General features: G+C 66.5%; 14 protein-coding genes. 6 read left to right on the plus strand and 8 right to left on the minus strand.

Translation table 11 applies throughout. From position 1 onward, the window contains the following. The first annotated feature begins 126 nt into the window (after positions 1 to 126). From ASC83_RS11800 to ASC83_RS11810, 3 genes are all read left to right on the plus strand, one after another. On the plus strand, positions 127 to 945 hold the full coding sequence (locus ASC83_RS11800; protein ID WP_082522434.1) for a response regulator transcription factor: 819 nt from the start codon (positions 127 to 129) through the stop codon (positions 943 to 945). A 115-nt stretch (positions 946 to 1,060) separates the two neighbouring features. Next, the gene (locus ASC83_RS11805; protein WP_146870983.1) at positions 1,061 to 1,876 is read left to right on the plus strand and encodes a sensor histidine kinase; all 816 of its coding nucleotides are present in this window, start codon (positions 1,061 to 1,063) and stop codon (positions 1,874 to 1,876) included. Between the two features lie 187 nt (positions 1,877 to 2,063). Further along, positions 2,064 to 2,645, plus strand: coding sequence for an EF-hand domain-containing protein (locus tag ASC83_RS11810; protein WP_056062496.1), 582 nt, complete (start codon positions 2,064 to 2,066; stop codon positions 2,643 to 2,645). Positions 2,646 to 2,719: 74 nt separating this feature from the next. Here the strand turns inward: ASC83_RS11810 and ASC83_RS11815 are convergent, their stop codons facing one another. The 6 genes from ASC83_RS11815 to ASC83_RS11835 form a co-directional block, all read right to left on the minus strand. Then, positions 2,720 to 4,399, minus strand: coding sequence for a PAS domain-containing sensor histidine kinase (locus ASC83_RS11815; RefSeq protein WP_082522435.1), 1,680 nt, complete (start codon positions 4,397 to 4,399; stop codon positions 2,720 to 2,722). A gap of 259 nt (positions 4,400 to 4,658) precedes the next feature. Next, positions 4,659 to 4,817, minus strand: coding sequence for a DUF3309 family protein (locus ASC83_RS23545; protein WP_007856361.1), 159 nt, complete (start codon positions 4,815 to 4,817; stop codon positions 4,659 to 4,661). 230 nt (positions 4,818 to 5,047) lie between these two features. Beyond that, positions 5,048 to 6,691, minus strand: coding sequence for a DHA2 family efflux MFS transporter permease subunit (locus ASC83_RS11820; RefSeq protein ID WP_056062503.1), 1,644 nt, complete (start codon positions 6,689 to 6,691; stop codon positions 5,048 to 5,050). Between the two features lie 16 nt (positions 6,692 to 6,707). Beyond that, the gene (locus tag ASC83_RS11825; protein ID WP_056062506.1) at positions 6,708 to 8,033 is read right to left on the minus strand and encodes an HlyD family efflux transporter periplasmic adaptor subunit; all 1,326 of its coding nucleotides are present in this window, start codon (positions 8,031 to 8,033) and stop codon (positions 6,708 to 6,710) included. 68 nt (positions 8,034 to 8,101) lie between these two features. After that, a complete protein-coding gene (locus ASC83_RS11830; protein ID WP_082522436.1) occupies positions 8,102 to 9,580 on the minus strand; it encodes an efflux transporter outer membrane subunit in 1,479 nt (492 codons plus the stop codon). 34 nt (positions 9,581 to 9,614) lie between these two features. Next, entirely contained in the window at positions 9,615 to 10,148 is a 534-nt protein-coding gene (locus tag ASC83_RS11835) for a MarR family winged helix-turn-helix transcriptional regulator (protein ID WP_056062509.1), read from the minus strand. 330 nt (positions 10,149 to 10,478) lie between these two features. Here ASC83_RS11835 and ASC83_RS11840 point away from each other — a divergent pair, with 330 nt between their 5' ends. Further along, the gene (locus ASC83_RS11840) at positions 10,479 to 11,444 is read left to right on the plus strand and encodes a ketopantoate reductase family protein (RefSeq protein ID WP_056062511.1); all 966 of its coding nucleotides are present in this window, start codon (positions 10,479 to 10,481) and stop codon (positions 11,442 to 11,444) included. A 12-nt stretch (positions 11,445 to 11,456) separates the two neighbouring features. Here ASC83_RS11840 and metE read toward each other — a convergent pair whose 3' ends face one another. Beyond that, the gene (metE, locus tag ASC83_RS11845; RefSeq protein WP_056062514.1) at positions 11,457 to 13,835 is read right to left on the minus strand and encodes a 5-methyltetrahydropteroyltriglutamate--homocysteine S-methyltransferase; all 2,379 of its coding nucleotides are present in this window, start codon (positions 13,833 to 13,835) and stop codon (positions 11,457 to 11,459) included. 108 nt (positions 13,836 to 13,943) lie between these two features. On the opposite strand from metE, the gene ASC83_RS11850 reads away from it, so the two are divergent. After that, entirely contained in the window at positions 13,944 to 14,870 is a 927-nt protein-coding gene (locus tag ASC83_RS11850; RefSeq protein ID WP_056062517.1) for a LysR family transcriptional regulator, read from the plus strand. Here the strand turns inward: ASC83_RS11850 and ASC83_RS11855 are convergent. Further along, positions 14,848 to 15,279 (minus strand): nuclear transport factor 2 family protein, encoded by a 432-nt coding sequence (locus ASC83_RS11855; protein ID WP_056062519.1) that lies wholly within the window; start codon positions 15,277 to 15,279, stop codon positions 14,848 to 14,850. The two genes, ASC83_RS11850 and ASC83_RS11855, sit on opposite strands and share 23 nt — an antisense overlap. A gap of 97 nt (positions 15,280 to 15,376) precedes the next feature. Between ASC83_RS11855 and ASC83_RS11860 the strand changes: the two genes are divergently transcribed. Next, positions 15,377 to 16,243, plus strand: a complete 867-nt coding sequence (locus ASC83_RS11860; protein ID WP_056062521.1) for a LysR family transcriptional regulator — start codon at positions 15,377 to 15,379, stop codon at positions 16,241 to 16,243. Positions 16,244 to 16,298: the final 55 nt, after the last annotated feature.

The raw sequence follows: 16,298 nt of genomic DNA on the forward strand, positions 1-16,298 counted from the left end.
GCTGCCGTACAGAGGGGCATGAGTGCGTTGGAGAACATGCATGTGAACGCAAGAGTTGCATGCAGATGCGTCCACCGAAAGACCCAGTCCATCGGGGCCCACCACCACGTCCGCAGGAGTTCACCCATGAGCAGCAGTTGGCAGGTCGATACACCATCGCAAACGTTGACGTCTTCAGCGTTGCTTTCAAAGCAGAGTGCGCGCGACCTTGCATCGCTTCCCTCGGGCCGGTTTGAAACCTATTCCAATCCGCCATCGGTCTGGCCCGCCTTCCTCACTGGGCAGGAGGCCAACCCGGTGCGGGTCTTGCTGGTGGACGACGATCCGCACATCCGCCTGGTGATTGCACAGGAGCTCATGGCCGATGCCCGCACGTTGCTGGTGGCGCAGGCGGGCAGTGTCCGCGAGGGGCGCAAGGCCATCAAGAATCACGATTTTGATGTGCTCCTGGTGGACCTGAACCTGGGCGACGGTGACGCCTTTGACCTGTTGCACTACGTGAAGCCTGTGCGCCCATCGGCCCAGACGGTCGTGATCTCGGTCATGGAAAATGACGAGCAGGTCCTGCGGGCCTTTGAACTGGGGGCCACGGGGTATGTGGGCAAGAACTCGTGGTTCGGCAACTATTCGCAAGCCGTGTTGCAGGTGGCCAATGGTGGCGCCTCCATCACCCCCAACCTGGCGCGGCGGTTGCTGCAGCGGTTTGACCGCACCCACTCAGCCGAAAACAAGCGACGGCAGCCCGATGAGGCAGATCGGCTGTCCACACGGGAAAAGGAAATCCTGCGCATGGTGGCCAGCGGCTACACCAGCGTCGAGGTGGGTGCGCGCCTGCTCATCAGCAGCATGACGGTCAACACCCACTTGCGCAACATCTACCGCAAGTTGCAGGTGCGCACCCGTGCCCAGGCGGTGCGCTTCGCCTCGCTGCGGGGGCTCTTTTGACGGAGTGATGCAGGTGGCTGCCGCGTGTGTGGGTTGTGCGGTCACCAGGTGTGCTCTCGGTTGCCCACGCCACTTAGAAAGCCAGGATTGAGCGGTGTTTCGCACACGTCCCCCGTTGTTCGCCATCGCTTGCATGTGCATGTGGCTGCTGCAATGGGCGCTCCTTGCGACGGCGTTTTATGGCTATGACGAGGAGAGGCCGTCGGATCGGCAATGGTGGGAGCTGGCCGCCCTGGTGATCTCGGTGGGCCTGGGGGCCCTGCTGCTGGTGCAACTGCCGCGGGCCCTGCAGTGGCGCCCCCGGCTGCGGCTGCGCGCCAGTGCTGAGGTGACGGCAGAGCGGCGGCGCATTGCGCAGGATTTGCATGACAACCTGGGCGCACAACTGGTCTTTGCCATGGCGCTGCTGGAGACCGAGCCGCCCGCAGTGCGTGAACTCCGTTCGCTGCTCGACAAGTGCATGCTGGACCTGCGACTCGTGGTGGACTCCATGGATGCGGCGGACGAGCCATTTGCTGACCGCCTGGCCCGGCTCCGGCACCGCATCCAGCCCGTGCTTGATCGGCGTGGCATTCGCATGGTGTGGGATGTGCAAATTCCGCCGTTGTCCAGTTTTCCGTATGCCGACAGTGCCATGCACCTGGTTGCCATTGTTCAGGAGGCCTTGAGCAACGTGTTGCAGCATTCGGGCGCCACCGAGGTCTCGGTGGGTGTGCGTTACCGTGCGGGTGCCGAGTCCTGGTGTGCCGAGGTCAGCGACAACGGGCGTGGCATGCTGCTTCACGCTGGCGAAGGCAGCCCACTGGGAGGCCATGGGGTGGCAGGCATGAACCACCGCGCCCAGATGGCGGGCGGTGACTTGCTGGTGCTGCAGCGTCCGGGTGGGGGCACCTGCATTCGGGTGGTGATGCCGGGCAGAGGGAGTGCCTAGGATCGCGTGCGACTGCCGGGCTCGCAGCCTCCAGCCCGCTGTCCATTCGCAAAACTGGCGTGAAAACTGTTGGCTTATTCGCCCACCGTACGGGCTGCTGCCCGCTACCCTTGGTGCATCTGGGCGATGCGGTGACTTGCGGACAGGTCAAAGGTACCGGGCTGTCGCCACACAGGAGTTCATGGCGATGTCCCCTCTCATTTGCGGCCTCGCATCGGTGGCGTCGATGATTTTCAATGCCGCCTCCAGTGGCGCGGGCAAGGCGTCCGCGCGGCGTGGGGGTGAGGCGGCGTCGCCCGAGCCCTCGGCCGTGGTCACGCTGAGCCCCGAGGCGCAGACGCTGGCGGGAATGGCCGGGCAGGGCGCTCTGGCGACCCAGGGCCAGCCTTCTGGCGCGGGGATGGCCGTGGGGCGTTCGTCCGGTCAGGCCACTGCGGCATTGCCCGGTGGCCGTGCGGCAGGGGCCGTGTCCAAGGACGATTTCCAGGCGTTGCTGACCCGGTTTGGTGCCACCGAAGATCAGAAGCAGCAGCTCACGGCGGGCTTTGACGCGGACAAGGATGGTGTCATCACCCACGATGAATTCCTCAAGGGGCTGGCCCGCACCAAAGGCCAGCAGGCGGGCAGCGATCCGTTTGCGCAAGCCGTGCTGCAGGTGATGGACCGTGCGGGTAACGCCGATGGCACCGTGGCCAAGGACGAGTTTGCAGCGCTGACTTCGGCGTTTGCTCTGGCAGAGTGGCGTGCGCCCTCGACACGGACTGCCTGAACAGCCTGAACCGTGAGGGTGCACCGGTACCTGCCACCTGTGCTGTGAGCACGCGTGTTGGGGCTGGAGCTGTATCAGGTGACCTTGGGCAGCGGCAGCGACACCCAAAAGCTGCTGCCCTTGCCCGGTTCGCTCTCCACCCCCAGGCTGCCCCCCATGCCCTCGACGAGGCGTTTGCACAGCGCCAACCCCAGTCCCGCACCCTCAAAGCTGCGCGTGGATGACCCGTCGACCTGTTCGAACAACGTGAAGATGCGGTGCTGGTCACCGGCCGCAATGCCAATACCCTCGTCCGTCACGCGCAGCCGCCACACCGTCGCATCAGGGGTGTCCTGCTCGGTCTCCAGGGTCAACTGGATGTGACCCGAGAGGCTGAATTTCACGGCGTTGTCCAGCAGGTGGACCAGCACCTGCTGAATACGGTCTGCGTCCCCCACGTGGCTGGCGTCGGTGCCCACGCCATCGAGGGCCAGGAAGATCTGCAAGCCTTTTTGGCGCGCCTGCGGCTCCAGCAGTTGCACCGCATCTGCGGCCAGCTCTGGGACCGATAGCGGTGCAAACTGGAACGCCACCTGGCGTGTTTCCAGCGCAGCCAGATCGATCAGGTCGTTGAGCATGCGCATGAGGCCTTTGGCCGCATCCATCACATTGTTCAGCACGGGCTTCAGGCGCTCATCCTGCGAGCGGTTGCGCACCAGTTCGGTCATCCCCAGGATCAGTGTCATGGGGGTACGCAACTCGTGCCCAATGTTGGCGAGAAAGATGCTCTTGGTGCGCAGGGCAGCCTCTGCGGCTTCCTTGGCGACGGACAGCGCCGCCGTTCGTTCCTTGACCCGGGCCTCCAGGTGCTCGCGCTCGGCCTGCAGGGCCTGTTCCAACTCCCGCCGGGCGGTCACATCGCGGCCGATGCTGTGGTAACCAGCGGGCTGGCCCGAGGCGTCGCGGTACAGGCGGCTGGACATCTCGAACCAGCGCACGCTGCCATTGGCACAGCGCATGGGCAGTGTCAGCAGTTGCCGCCGCTCGCGCACAGCCTGTCGCAGTGCTTCGGCACCTTCGGGCGTCAGGCCCTTGAAGATGGACCTTCCGATGACGTCGCGGGCGGGCACGCCGCGCGCCCGTTCGTCGGCGGGGCTCACGTACGCCACCGTCATGTCGGGGTTGATCCGCCAGATGACTTCTGCGGCGCCTTCGGTCAGCAAGGTGTACTGCTGGTCCCGCTCGGACAGGTGCTGGTACAGGCGCAGCGCCTCACTGACGAACAGGTAAAAACACAGGCTGCTCAGCGACAGAGCCAACGTGAAGATGATGAGCGCGTGCAGCGAATACGGCGCGCTTTGCATGCCGTTGCTGCCCACTACCAGCGCCAGTGTCAGGACGGTATAGCAGACGCCCGCGGCCCGCCCCAGCAGCAGATATGCCGCGCCCACTCCGATCAGGAACCACACGGCGCGCAGCTCGTGTCCCAGGGGCTGCCACAGGGCATAGGTGAACAATGCCAGCCCGATGGAGGTCTGGATGAGTGCCACCGGAACATAGACCCGCGGCCAGCAGCGCAAGGCCCACCACAGCGCCATCATGACCGCGGTGCCAGTTCCCAGGGCAAGGTTCCACGACCCTGGGGAGGGAACCAGCCCGGTAGCGCCCACCGCCAGCAACAGCAACTCAAAAGCCACATTGGCTGACAGGATGCCCTGCAGCAGACGGATCTGAACCTGCCGCATGTTGCCAACGGGGTAGGGGGATGAGGGCATAGTCTGGGCGGTATGGCGATGTTTTGTATTTATCGTTTATATCAAATAAATGATTAAAATGCCAATATTATCAATTTGATTGTATTTTGCTGCAAATTAATCATTTGCGTGTTTCTGGCCGAGTCCGGGTGGTCGCCATGCCGCGCCACCCTCCTACAAAGCGCCAAAGACAAAGGGCCCTCGGAAGGGCCCTATGTGTGCATTTGAAAACTTCCTCTCGCAGACGCTGTGTGGCCTGCACCGGAAGTTCAGCTACCGGTCATATCCGGCCCATCAGCAGCAGGATCACCAGGATCAGCACCACCAGGCCAATCCCGCCGCTGGGTCCGTAGCCCCATGAGCGGCTGTGGCCCCAGGTGGGCAGGGCGCCGACCAGGATGAGGATCAGAACGATCAGAAGAATCAGCGAGAGTGACATGGCAGTTCCTTGTTGGAGTGGTTTGCGGTGAGTGCATTGTTGGGTGCACCCCGCGAACTGCCCGCAGGTGCCGCGCCCGCCACTGGGTCAGGGATTTCCGACACCCACTGTGGGATGTGCGGGTTGTGCCCGGACGAGACCCGGCAGATTCATGTCAAAAATGATAGCTGCAGGCGCATGTTTGACTAGCGCTTGCAGCTGTTTTTTCTCCAAACCTGTGCCGAAGCCTCTCAATGGGCCCCCGCTGCGTCTGCCGCGCCAGCACCGCCGCTGCGCGCAGGGCGCTTGGTCAGCCAGATCAGCCCGATGAGCAGCAAGAACAACCCGGCCGAGCCCAAAAAGATGTCGTTGGCCGCGCGGGTGAACGCCTGCTGGTCGATCAGCCGGTTGATCTGCGCCAGCGCCTGCATCTGCGTGAGGCCCGAGGCCACCAGGCCGTCCAGCGTCTGCGCGAACACCCCCTGGCCTTGCACCAGCCCTTCGGTCAGGTGCGCGTGGTGCATGGCGGCGCGGCTCTCCCACAGCGTGGTGGCAATCGACGTGCCCATGGCACCGGCGGTGATGCGCACAAAGTTCGACAAGCCTGCTGCCGCCGGGATGCGGTCTGGCGACACACCCGCCAGCGTCAGCGTGGTCAGCGGGATGAAGAAGAACGCCATGGCCGCGCCCTGCAGCAGCGTGGGGATCAGGATGTGGATGAAGTCGGTCTGCACCGTGAACTGCGAACGCATCCACAGCACCGTGCTGAACACGATGAACGCACCCGTGGCCATGCGGCGCGGGTCCCACTGGCCGACCTTTTTGCCCACCAGCGGCGTGAGCAGGATGGCGAACACGCCCACCGGCGCCAGCGCCATGCCGGCCGAGGTGGCCGTGTAGCCCATCCACTGCTGCAGCCACAGCGGCAGCAGCACCACGTTGCCGAAGAACAGCGCATAGGCCACCGACAGCGCCAGCGCACCAAAGGTGAAGTTGCGGCCCTTGAAGAGCTTCAGGTCCACCACCGGGTGCTTTTCGGTCAGCTCCCACACCAGAAAGACAGCAAACGCCACCACGGCGACCACGGCCATGGTGATGATCTCGCCCGAGGCAAACCAGTCCAGCTCCTTGCCCTTGTCGAGCATGAGCTGCAGCGCGCCGACCCACAGCACCAGCAGGCTGAGGCCCACGGTGTCAATCGGCAGCTTGCGGATGGGGGTCTCGCGCTTGCGGTAGATGCCCCAGGTCAGCACCCCGGCCAGCAGGCCCACGGGCACATTGATGTAGAAGATCCACGGCCAGGAGATGTTGTCGGTGATCCAGCCGCCCAGGAGCGGCCCCACCACCGGCGCGACCAGCGTGGTCACGCCCCACAGGGCCAGGGCAGTGCCCGCCAGAGCGCGCGGGTAGCTTGCCAGCAGCAGCGTCTGGCTCAGCGGAATCATCGGCCCGGCCACCAGGCCCTGCAGCACGCGGAAGAAGACCAGCATCTCCAGCGACGACGCAAAGCCGCACAGCCAGGAGGTCAGCACGAACAGCAGCACGCTCATGGTGAACAGCCGCACCGCGCCAAAGCGCTGGGTGAGCCAGCCGGTGAGCGGCACCGAGATCGCATTGGCCACACCAAAGCTGGTGATGACCCAGGTGCCCTGGCCGGGGCTCACGCCCAGGTCGCCGGCAATGGCCGGGATGGAAACGTTGGCGATGGACGAGTCCAGCACGTTCATGAACGTGGCCAGCGACAGCGACAGTGTGCCCAGCAACAGGGCGGTGCCCTGCAGCGGAGGATAGGCAGCAGGCGGCCCGGGGGGGGCTGCTGGTGGCGACACCGCAGCAGGCGCCGCCGGAGCGGGGGCCTGGCCTGCGGTGTCTGCAGTGGGGTTGGCGGCAGTCATGCTCGGTCAACCCCGCTTACTGCACCACCGGGGACTGCACAGCGGGCTGCGCCGGGGCCGATGCATGCTTTTGCGCCTGCACTGCGGGCTGGCTGCTCACCTTGGGCGACGCCACGGCCACGGCGGCCTTGCCATTGCGGCCCAGGTTGGCGGCGATGATGTGCGCCACTTCGTCGTCGGCGGCCTTGAATTGCTCGTCAAACACAGCGGTGGCGGCCACGGGCGTGGTGCGCTGGGTGTCGGCCAGCGTCTTGCCGCTCTGGTCGGCGGTGTCCACCTTGACTTCCATCGACAGGCCCACGCGCAGCGGGTGCTCTGCCACTTCCTTGGGGTCGAGCGCAATGCGCACGGGCACGCGCTGCACCACCTTGATCCAGTTGCCCGTGGCGTTCTGTGCGGGCAGCAGCGCAAAGGCAGCGCCAGTGCCTGCGCCCAGCCCTGTCACCGTGCCGTGGTACGTGACCTTGGTGCCGTACACGTCGGCTTCCAGTTCGGCGGTCTGGCCGATGCGCAGGGTCTTGAGCTGGCTTTCCTTGAAGTTCGCGTCCACCCACAGGTCGTTCAGCGGCACCAGCGTCATCAGCGGGGCGCCGGCCTGCACACGCTGGCCCACTTGCACGCCGCGCTTGGCCACGTGGCCGTCCAGCGGGGCGACCAGCTGGGCACGCTGCACGGCCAGGTAGGCCTCGCGCACGCGGGCCGAGGCACGCTGCACATTGGGGTGCTGCTCGACCGAGGTGCCTTCGGTCTGCGTCTGGCTGGCGGCCAGTTGTTCTTGTGCGGCCAGTACGGCCGACTGGGCGGCGGCCACGATGCTCTTGGCGGCGGCCAGCTGAGCGGTGGCGTGCTGGAACTCTTCTTTGCCCACGGCACCGCTGGCCATCAGCGGGGTGCGGCGGTTCACGTCGTCCTGGGCGCGGGCAGCATCGGCCTGGGCACGGGCCAGGTCGGCGCTGCGCAGGCTGACCTGGGCCTTGAGCGTGGAGTTGTTGGCATACAGGGTGCGCACTTCGCGCACCGTCTGGGCGAGCTGGGCCTCGGCCTGCTCCAGCGCCACGCGGGCGTCGGCAGGGTCGAGCTTGACCAGCAACTGGCCGGCCTTCACGTAGTCGGTGTCGTCAGCGCCGATGGACACCACCGTGCCGCCGATCTGTGGCGTGATCTGCACCACGTTGCCTGCCACGTAGGCGTTGTCGGTGGTCTCCACATGGCGGCCATTGGCCCAGTGCCAGCCGCCCCAGCCGATGGCCACCAGCGCAACGGCTGCGGCGATGAGGGTGAGGCCGCGGCGGCGGGCGGTGTTGGCTTCGTTGGCGGTGAGGGGTTCGCTGTTGGCGGTCATGGCTGTGGTCTTTCAGGAATGTGTTGTTATGTGTTTTTGAATGAGTGCGGTCCGGTGCGGTGGGCCGGTCAGTGCGCGGCGGCGGTGTGCAGCACGGCCGTGTCGTCCGTCCAGCCGCCACCCAGGGCCTTCATCAGCACCAAGCGGGTGTCGAGCTGGCGGGCGCGCAGGTCCACGGCCAGGCGGCGCTGGGCCAGTACCTGGCTTTCGGTGGAGAGCACCACCAGGTAGTTGCCCAGCCCTGCGCGGTAGCGCTCCTGCGCAAAGCGGTAGGCTTTTTCGGCGCTGGCCACGGCCTCGTCCTGCAAGGCCTGCTGGCGGGTGAGCGACTGGATGGAGGCCACGGCGTCGCCGGCTTCCTTCACCGCATCGAGCACGGCGCCGTTGTACTGGGCGATGGCCACGTCCATCTCGGCAGCGCGGCCGCCCAGCTGGGCGCGCAGGCGGCCCCCGTCAAAAATGGGCAGGCGCAGCGCGGGGGTCACGCCCATCTGGCGCGAGCTACCGTTGAACAAACGGTCCAGTCCCAGCGAGTTCAGGCCAATGAACGCGCCGATGTTGATGTTGGGATAGAACTCGCTGCGCGCGCTGTTCACACCTTGCGTTGCCGCTTCCACGCGCCAGCGCGCGGCCACCACATCGGGGCGGCGGCCCAGCAGGTCGGCGCCCAGCACCTCGGGCACGGCAGTGGGCTGCAGGGCAGCAAGGCGGGGCGTGAGCTGGGGCAGGGCGTCGGGCGCCTGGCCGGTCAGCACGGCCAGTTGGCGGCGGCCCAGGGTGATCTGCTCCTCGAGCGCTTCGATTTGTGTGCGGGCGTCGGGCACAGCGGCCTGGGCCTGGGTCAGCTCGACCTGGCTGTCCAGGCCGGCAGAGGTGCGCTCTTGCGTGAGCTTGCGCTGTTCTTCCCGTTGCTCCAGCGCGCGCGTGGCCACATCGCGCTGGGCCACCAGCCGGGCCAGCGCCACATAGCTGCGCCCCACCTGGGCGGCCAGGGTGTTGGCGGCGGCGGCTGCATCGGCCTGGGCGGCGCGGGCCTGGCCCAGCGCAGCCTGCAGCTCGGCAGCGTGCTGGCCAAAGAAGTCGGGCGACCAGCTCAGCGTGGCCTGCACGGTGCCGCTGTTGTATGTGTTGCCAGCCACCGGGGCGGGCACCAGCCCGTTGGCGGTGTAGCGCTGGCGGGTAGCGTCCACGCCCAGGGTGGCCTGCGGGCCGTTGGCGGCCTCGCGCACCTGGCTCAGGGCCACGGCTTGCTCCAGGCGGGCACGGCTCACGGCCAGGCTGGGGTTGCCCTGCAGGGCGGTGTCGATCAGGGTGTTGAGCTGCTCGTCGCCCAATGCTTTCCACCATTGGCTGGTGGCCACCACGTGGGTGGTGGTTGCGGTCAGTCCAGCGGCGGCCGGGGTGGTTTGCGCGAGCGGTGTGTGGGCCGGGCCGGGGTTGGCGCAGCCCACCAGCAGCAGCGCGGCGGCCAGGGCAACGGCCGATACCGCCAGATGGGCGGCGAGGGCAGAGCGGGTGGACAGGGAGGTGGGGGCAGTGGCGGTCACGGAAATCTCCAGGGGGCAGGGCAACAGGGCGGGGTCAACCGGCTGCGGGTTCGGTGGGTGAGGGGGGCTGCTGGCGCAGCGCTTCGCCGTTGGCCAGCATGCGGCGCAGCATGGACAGCAGCAGCTGCCACTCGTCATGGCTGAAGTCGCTGAGGTGGCCGTTGAGCACGTCGGCCAGCACGGGCGGCACGAGGGCTGCAATGCGCTGGCCTTCCGGTGTGAGCCTGAGTTGCACGACGCGGCGGTCCACGGTGGAGCGCTCCCGCACCACCAGGCCCTTGGCTTCCATGCGGTCGAGCGACCGGGTCATGGAGGCCGGGTCGGTCTCCAGGTCACGCGCCAGGCTGGCCACGGTCGCGGTCTCGCACAGCGACAACTTGAACAGTGGCAGCCACTGGGCGTAGGTGAGTTCGTGCAAAGACAGCTGGGCATCGGCCTGCGTGCGGATGGACGACATCACCTTGCGCATCAGGTAGCCGACGCTGTTTTCGGGCACCAGCTTGCTGGGGTCGTAGTGCTCGGCGTTATAGAACGCGGGGGCTTGGCTGGGTTCGGGAGGGGCTGACATGGGTGGGAAATTTAATTGACTAGACAATTATTGTCTTTGCATTGATTAAATTCCTGACACTGAAGAGGGGCCTTTGAGCGGGGTGGGAGCCCACGAACGGGAGGTAACGGACGGGGCTTCGCGGTGCTGAAAATGGCGCGAGCGAAGGGAGTGCGCCCCTGCAAGCAGCCTTGCAGAATGTCAATTTGCTACGTATTTGATAGCTGATAAGGCATGTTCGACTAGCGCATCAGCCCAAAAAACCTTGATTTTTGGTGCGCAGGCTACCGCCGATATAGTGAGGCGCCTTGTTGACCGCCCCTTCTGTGACTTGCCCACCGGGACACCGCCATGACCGCTTCTGCTGATTCGTCTGCCTCCCTGCCCACTGCCTTGGACATTGCACCGCCCCTGCGCTTTGCCGTGATGGGCGCGGGTGCCGTGGGCTGCTACTTTGGTGCCTTGCTCGCCCGGGCGGGTCATGCCGTCACGCTCATCGGGCGGCCCGCCCACGTGCTGGCCGTGCGTGACAACGGTCTGCGGCTGCAGACGGCGGCGATGGATGTGCAGGTGCCCCTGGCGGCCAGCACCGAGGCCAGCGCGGTGCACGGCGCGGACGTGGTGCTGTTCTGCGTGAAGTCGTCCGACTCGGAAGACGCCGCGCAGCAGATCCGCCCACATTTGGCCCCTGGCGCGCTGGTGCTGACCTTGCAGAACGGTGTGGACAACGACGAGCGCGTGCGCGCCGTGCTGGACGCCAGCACCCCCGTGGCAGCCGCGGTGGTCTATGTGGCTACTGCCATGGGCGGCCCCGGGCACGTGGTGCACCATGGCCGGGGCGAGTTGGTGATCGCACCTTCGCCGCGCAGCGACGAGGTGGCCCGCCAGCTCACGGCGGCGGGCATTCCCACCCAGGTGTCAGACAACGTGCGCGGCGCGCTCTGGGCCAAGCTGCTGCTCAACAGCGCCTACAACGCGCTGTCGGCCCTGGCGCAGCAGCCCTACGGCCCTCTGGTGCAGGTGCCCGGCGTGACGCAGGTGATTGCCGACATCGTGGCCGAGTGCCTGGCGGTGGCGGCTGCTGACGGAGTGACGATTCCGGGCGATGTGCAGGCGGCGGTGCGCGGCATTGCCAGCACCATGCCCGGCCAGTATTCGTCCACCGCACAGGACCTGGCGCGGGGCAAGCCCACCGAGATCGACCACCTGAATGGCTATGTGGTCAAGCGCGGCGCCGCCTTGGGCGTGCCGACGCCGCTGAACCACGCGCTGCAGGTGCTGGTGAAGCTGGCCGAGATCAAGCGCGCTGCTGGCTGAACCGGGGGGCCGTCAGGCCAAGGCCGCCTCTTCCAGCAGCCGCTCGCGCACTTCCTGAGCGGCCTGCACCATGTGGCGCAGGGCGGCTTCGGTCTCGGGCCAGCCCCGGGTTTTGAGGCCGCAGTCGGGGTTCACCCACAGGTGCTCCACGGGCACGACCTCGGCGGCTTTTTCCAGCAGCGCGGCCATCTCCTGTACGTCGGGCACGCGGGGCGAGTGGATGTCGTACACGCCGGGGCCGATCTCGTTGGGGTAGCGGAAATCACCGAACCCCTGTAGCAGCTCCATGTCCGAGCGGCTCGTCTCAATTGTGATCACATCCGCATCCATGGCCGCGATGGCGGGCAGGATGTCGTTGAACTCGCTGTAGCACATGTGCGTGTGGATCTGCGTATCGTTGCGCACGCCGCTGGCGCTGATGCGGAAGGCGCGCGTGGCGCGCTCCAGATAGCTCTTCCACCCCGCGCGGCGCAGCGGCAGCCCTTCGCGGATGGCGGGCTCGTCGATCTGGATGATGGCGATGCCGGCGGCTTCCAGGTCGCACACCTCGTCGCGGATCGCCCAGGCGATCTGGTCGGCCGTGGTGGCGCGCGGCTGGTCGTCGCGCACAAAGCTCCACTGCAGGATGGTGATGGGGCCGGTGAGCATGCCCTTCATGGGTTTGGCGGTGAGGCTCTGCGCGTACTGCGTCCACGCCACGGTCATCGGCGTGGGGCGGGCCACGTCGCCGTAGATGATGGGCGGCTTCACGCAGCGCGAGCCATAGCTTTGCACCCAGCCGTTGGCGGTGAAGGCAAAGCCGTCGAGCTGCTCGCCAAAGTATTCGACCATGTCGTTGCGCTCGGCCTCGCCGTGCACCAGCACGTCAATGCCCAGCGCTTCCTGCTTGCGCACGGCCAGGGCAATTTCAGCTTCCATCTTCTGTTGGTAGTGGGCGGCATCGAGTGCCCCGCGCTTGAAGGCGGCGCGGGCCGCGCGGATCTCCGCCGTCTGCGGGAACGAGCCAATCGTGGTGGTGGGCAACAGCGGCAGCTTCAGCCGTGCGCGCTGGGCCTTTTGCCGGGCAGGGAAGGCGCTGGCGCGCTGGTCGGCCCCTGGCGCGGCCGCGGCAATGCGGGCCGCCACGGTGGCGCGGTGCACACGCGGGCTGGCGCGGCGCGCGGCCAGGGCGGTGCGGGCGGCGTGCAGTTCGTCGTCCACCGCCGCTTCGCCTTGCGACAAGGCGGTAGACAGAACACGCATTTCGTCCAGTTTTTCCACCGCAAACGCCAGCCAGGACTTCACCTCGCCATCCAGCTGCGTTTCGGCCTCTAAGCTGAACGGCACATGCAGCAGAGAGCATGATGGTGCCAGCCACAGCTCGCCCTGGTGCTTGTCGGCCACGGGCCGCAGCTTTTGCAGCGCCGCATCCAGATCAGTGCGCCAGATGTTGCGGCCATCCACGATGCCTACCGACAGCACCTTGTGCGAAGGCAACCAGTCCGCCACGCCCACCAGCTCGCCGGGGGCGCGCACGGCGTCCACATGCAGGCCGGCCACGGGCAGCTGGCAGGCAAGGCGCAGGTTCTCGGCCAGCGGCGAGAAGTAGGTGGCCAGCAGCAGCTTGGGCGCGCTGCGGGCGAGTTGCCAGTAGCTGGGCTCAAAGGCGTGGCGCCACACGTCGGGCAGGTCCAGGCCCAGGATGGGCTCGTCGATCTGCACCCATTCCACGCCCTGGGCCTTCAGGCGTGCCAGCACGGCCTCGTACACCGGCAGCAGTTGCGCGAGCAGGCTGAAGCGGTCAAAACTTGTCGCCTTGGATTTGCCCAGCCACAAGAAGCTCAGCGGCCCCAACAGCACGGCCTTGACGCGGTGGCCCAGTGCCTGGGCCTCGGCCACCTCGGCAAACAGGCGCTCGCTGGCCAGGTGGAACTGGGTGTGGGCGCTGAACTCGGGCACGAGGTAGTGGTAGTTGGTGTCGAACCACTTGGTCATCTCCAGCGCGGGTTGGCCGGTGGTGTGGTGCTGGGCTGTGCAACCGGCGCTGCAGCCTTGGTGGTTTTCAGCTTGGGCCGACACGCCCCGGGCCATAGCAAAGTAGCGCGCCAGCTCGGGCGTGTGGGCATCAAAGCCAAAGCGCGCAGGCTCGCAGCCCAGCAGTTGGATGTGGTTGGCCACATGGTCGTACAGAGCAAAGTCGCCCACGGTCACAAATCCCAGGCCCGCATCGGCCTGCGCCTGCCAGTGTTGCTGGCGCAGCTGGGCAGCGGTGGCCTGCAATTCAGCCTCGGTGCTGTCGCTGCGCCAGAAGGATTCGAGCGCGAACTTCAGCGCGCGCTGCGCCCCCATGCGCGGAAAGCCCAGGGTGTGCGTGAGCACGGGGCGGCGGGTGGTTGGAGCGGCGAGCGACATGGTGATTTCCTTCTTCTGAATGGAGCAATGCAATGAAGGCACCGATGGTCGCGCGGGCTCGTTTATTATTCAAACGAAAGTTTTGGTAGTTCAACTTGAAAATTAATAATGAACCAGTCGATTCTGGAAGTGCGCCATCTGCGCACGCTGGTGGCCTTGCGTGACAGCGGCAGCCTGGTGCGGGCCGCGCAGCTGCTCAACCTCACGCAGTCGGCGCTGTCGCACCAGGTCAAGCTGCTGGAAGACCGCTACGGCCAGCCGCTGTTTGAGCGCAAATCGGTGCCACCGCAGTTCACCGCCGTGGGCGAACGCCTGCTGGCGCTGGCCGATGCCGTGCTGCCGCAGGTGGAAGGGGCCGAGCGCGACATTGCCCGCCTGGTGCTGGGGCAGGGCGGGCAGATGCGCATTGCGGTGGAATGCCACACCTGCTTTGACTGGCTGATGCCCGCGATGGACGCGTTTCGCACCCGCTGGCCCGAGGTGGAGCTGGACATCGTGAGCGGCTTTCATGCCGACCCCGTGGGCCTGCTGCACCAGGGCCGGGCCGATGTGGCGATCGTGTCCGAGGTGGATGCCGACGAGGCGGGCGTGGACTATCACGCGCTGTTTGGCTTCGAGATCCGCGCGCTGCTGGCCAACACGCACCCGCTGGTGGCCAAGCCGCATCTGGTGGCGCAGGACTTCGCCGGCCAGACCATCATCACTTACCCCGTGCCCGACGAAATGCTGGACCTGATCCGCCAGGTGCTGGAGCCCGCCGGCGTGCGCCCCCCGCGCCGCACCACCGAGCTGACGGTGGCCATGCTGCAGCTGGTGGCCAGCGGGCGCGGCGTGGCGGCGCTGCCGCTGTGGGCGGTGCAGAGCTACCTGGACCGGGGCTATGTGACGGCGCGGCCCATCGGTGAAAAAGGCCTGCGCGGCGAGCTGCACGCCGCCTGCCTGCCCAGCCTGTCGGCCAAGCCGTATCTGCAGGACTTTGTGCAGGTGACGCGCGAGACCAGTTTTGTCACGCTCAAGGGCGTGGAGTTGTTGTGACTGGCTCAGGCGCGTACTTGTCGCCCACTTCTTCGCGCAGCGGGTGGGTGTCGTAGACGATGTTCATGTCGCGGATGCGGGTGCTGCCCGCGTCGAACGTGAACACATCCACGCAGGTGAAAGTCACCTCGCGGCCATCGTTCAAGGTCCAGTCGTAGCGGAAGTAGGCGGCGACCCGCACGGCGCCGCCGTTGTCTGGCTGGGCGGAGACAAACAGATCCAGCACGGTGATCACGCTGCGGCTGGAGGCCTGGGCGAGCTTTTGGAAAAAGTCGCTCGCGCGCATGGTGCCCAGGAAGGGCGAATGCACCACGCCATCGTCTTCAAAGCAGGCAATCAACCCGTCGGTGTGGCTGGCGTGCAGGTGGGCGAGGTAGGTGCGGACGGTGTCGATGGGGGTGTGGCTCATACGTGGCGATGCAAAGGGCGCGGAGTGGAGTGCGTAGCTTCGCCAACTCCGCGCCGCACGACAAGAGACAATGGTGGCTTATACATAAAAGGTGTTTATGTATCTGCGCTACCTGCAATACCTCCACGCGGTCATCGAAAAGGGCTCGTTCGCCTTGGCGGCCAAGGCCTGCGGCGTGTCGCAGCCTGCGATCAGCCATGGCATGAAGGCGCTGCAAGCCCACTTCGCGCAGCCCTTGCTGGTGCGCGAGGGGCGCCGCCATGTGCCCACCGATCTGGCCCGGGCCGTAGCCGCGCAGGCCCTGCCCTTGGCACAAGGGGTTGAGGCGCTGCCCCGCGCGTCAGTGGCTGCGGCAGACCGCCATCTGCTGCGGGTGGGGCTCACGTCTTCAGCGGCGCTGGTCTGTGGACCGCTGCTGTATGCCAGCTGGTGCCTGCCCAATGCCCGGCGCTCGCTGGAGATGGCGACGGCCGATGAAGGCAGTCTGCTGGAAGGCCTGCTGCAGCAGCGATTTGATGCGGTCATTGCCCCCAAGCCGCGCAAGTTTGCGCATCCTGACGTGGTGGAGCGGCGCCTGTACGAGTTGCATCCCCAGGTCTATGCGCGCAAAGGCCACCCTATGGCCCAGGCTCGGTCACTGGCGCAACTGCAGGGCGCCGCGTGGGCGTGTGTGGGGCCCAGTGTCAGCGGGCCGGTGGATGTGCTGACGGAAGCGCACCGTGTGCGCCGCATGCCCGCGCCCAAGATGTCCGTGCGCTGCCCCGACTTTGCCAGCCTGTTGCACCTGGTGGCGCAGTCCGACCTGCTGGCGGTTGTGCCGCACCCTGCGTTGCTGGGCGGCGCGTCCACGCTGGTGGCGCCCCTGCGACTGGCGGAATCTCTGCCGCTGTATGGCATGTGGCTGTTCGAACCCCGGGGCCACAAGTCACGACTGGGCCCCGAGGTGTTTGCGCCTGCGGGCTGAGTCTGGCGCGCAGGCGCTGACCGAAACATTGCAAGGAGGATCAGTGTTTGAAATT

Origin of the sequence: Acidovorax sp. Root402, from assembly GCF_001425125.1 — a bacterium.
Classification (GTDB): Bacteria; Pseudomonadota; Gammaproteobacteria; order Burkholderiales; family Burkholderiaceae_C; genus Acidovorax; species Acidovorax delafieldii.

Excerpts from the sequence above, each read along its gene's own strand:
- metE (WP_056062514.1), bottom strand. The coding sequence starts at position 13,835 with ATGTCGCTCGCCGCTCCAACCACCCGCCGCCCCGTGCTCACGCACACC.
- ASC83_RS11825 (WP_056062506.1), bottom strand. The coding sequence starts at position 8,033 with ATGACCGCCAACAGCGAACCCCTCACCGCCAACGAAGCCAACACCGCC.
- ASC83_RS11835 (WP_056062509.1), bottom strand. The coding sequence starts at position 10,148 with ATGTCAGCCCCTCCCGAACCCAGCCAAGCCCCCGCGTTCTATAACGCC.
- ASC83_RS23545 (WP_007856361.1), bottom strand. The coding sequence starts at position 4,817 with ATGTCACTCTCGCTGATTCTTCTGATCGTTCTGATCCTCATCCTGGTC.
- ASC83_RS11840 (WP_056062511.1), top strand. The coding sequence starts at position 10,479 with ATGACCGCTTCTGCTGATTCGTCTGCCTCCCTGCCCACTGCCTTGGAC.
- ASC83_RS11855 (WP_056062519.1), bottom strand. The coding sequence starts at position 15,279 with ATGAGCCACACCCCCATCGACACCGTCCGCACCTACCTCGCCCACCTG.
- ASC83_RS11815 (WP_082522435.1), bottom strand. The coding sequence starts at position 4,399 with ATGCCCTCATCCCCCTACCCCGTTGGCAACATGCGGCAGGTTCAGATC.
- ASC83_RS11850 (WP_056062517.1), top strand. The coding sequence starts at position 13,944 with ATGAACCAGTCGATTCTGGAAGTGCGCCATCTGCGCACGCTGGTGGCC.
- ASC83_RS11810 (WP_056062496.1), top strand. The coding sequence starts at position 2,064 with ATGTCCCCTCTCATTTGCGGCCTCGCATCGGTGGCGTCGATGATTTTC.
- ASC83_RS11800 (WP_082522434.1), top strand. The coding sequence starts at position 127 with ATGAGCAGCAGTTGGCAGGTCGATACACCATCGCAAACGTTGACGTCT.
- ASC83_RS11820 (WP_056062503.1), bottom strand. The coding sequence starts at position 6,691 with ATGACTGCCGCCAACCCCACTGCAGACACCGCAGGCCAGGCCCCCGCT.
- ASC83_RS11860 (WP_056062521.1), top strand. The coding sequence starts at position 15,377 with ATGTATCTGCGCTACCTGCAATACCTCCACGCGGTCATCGAAAAGGGC.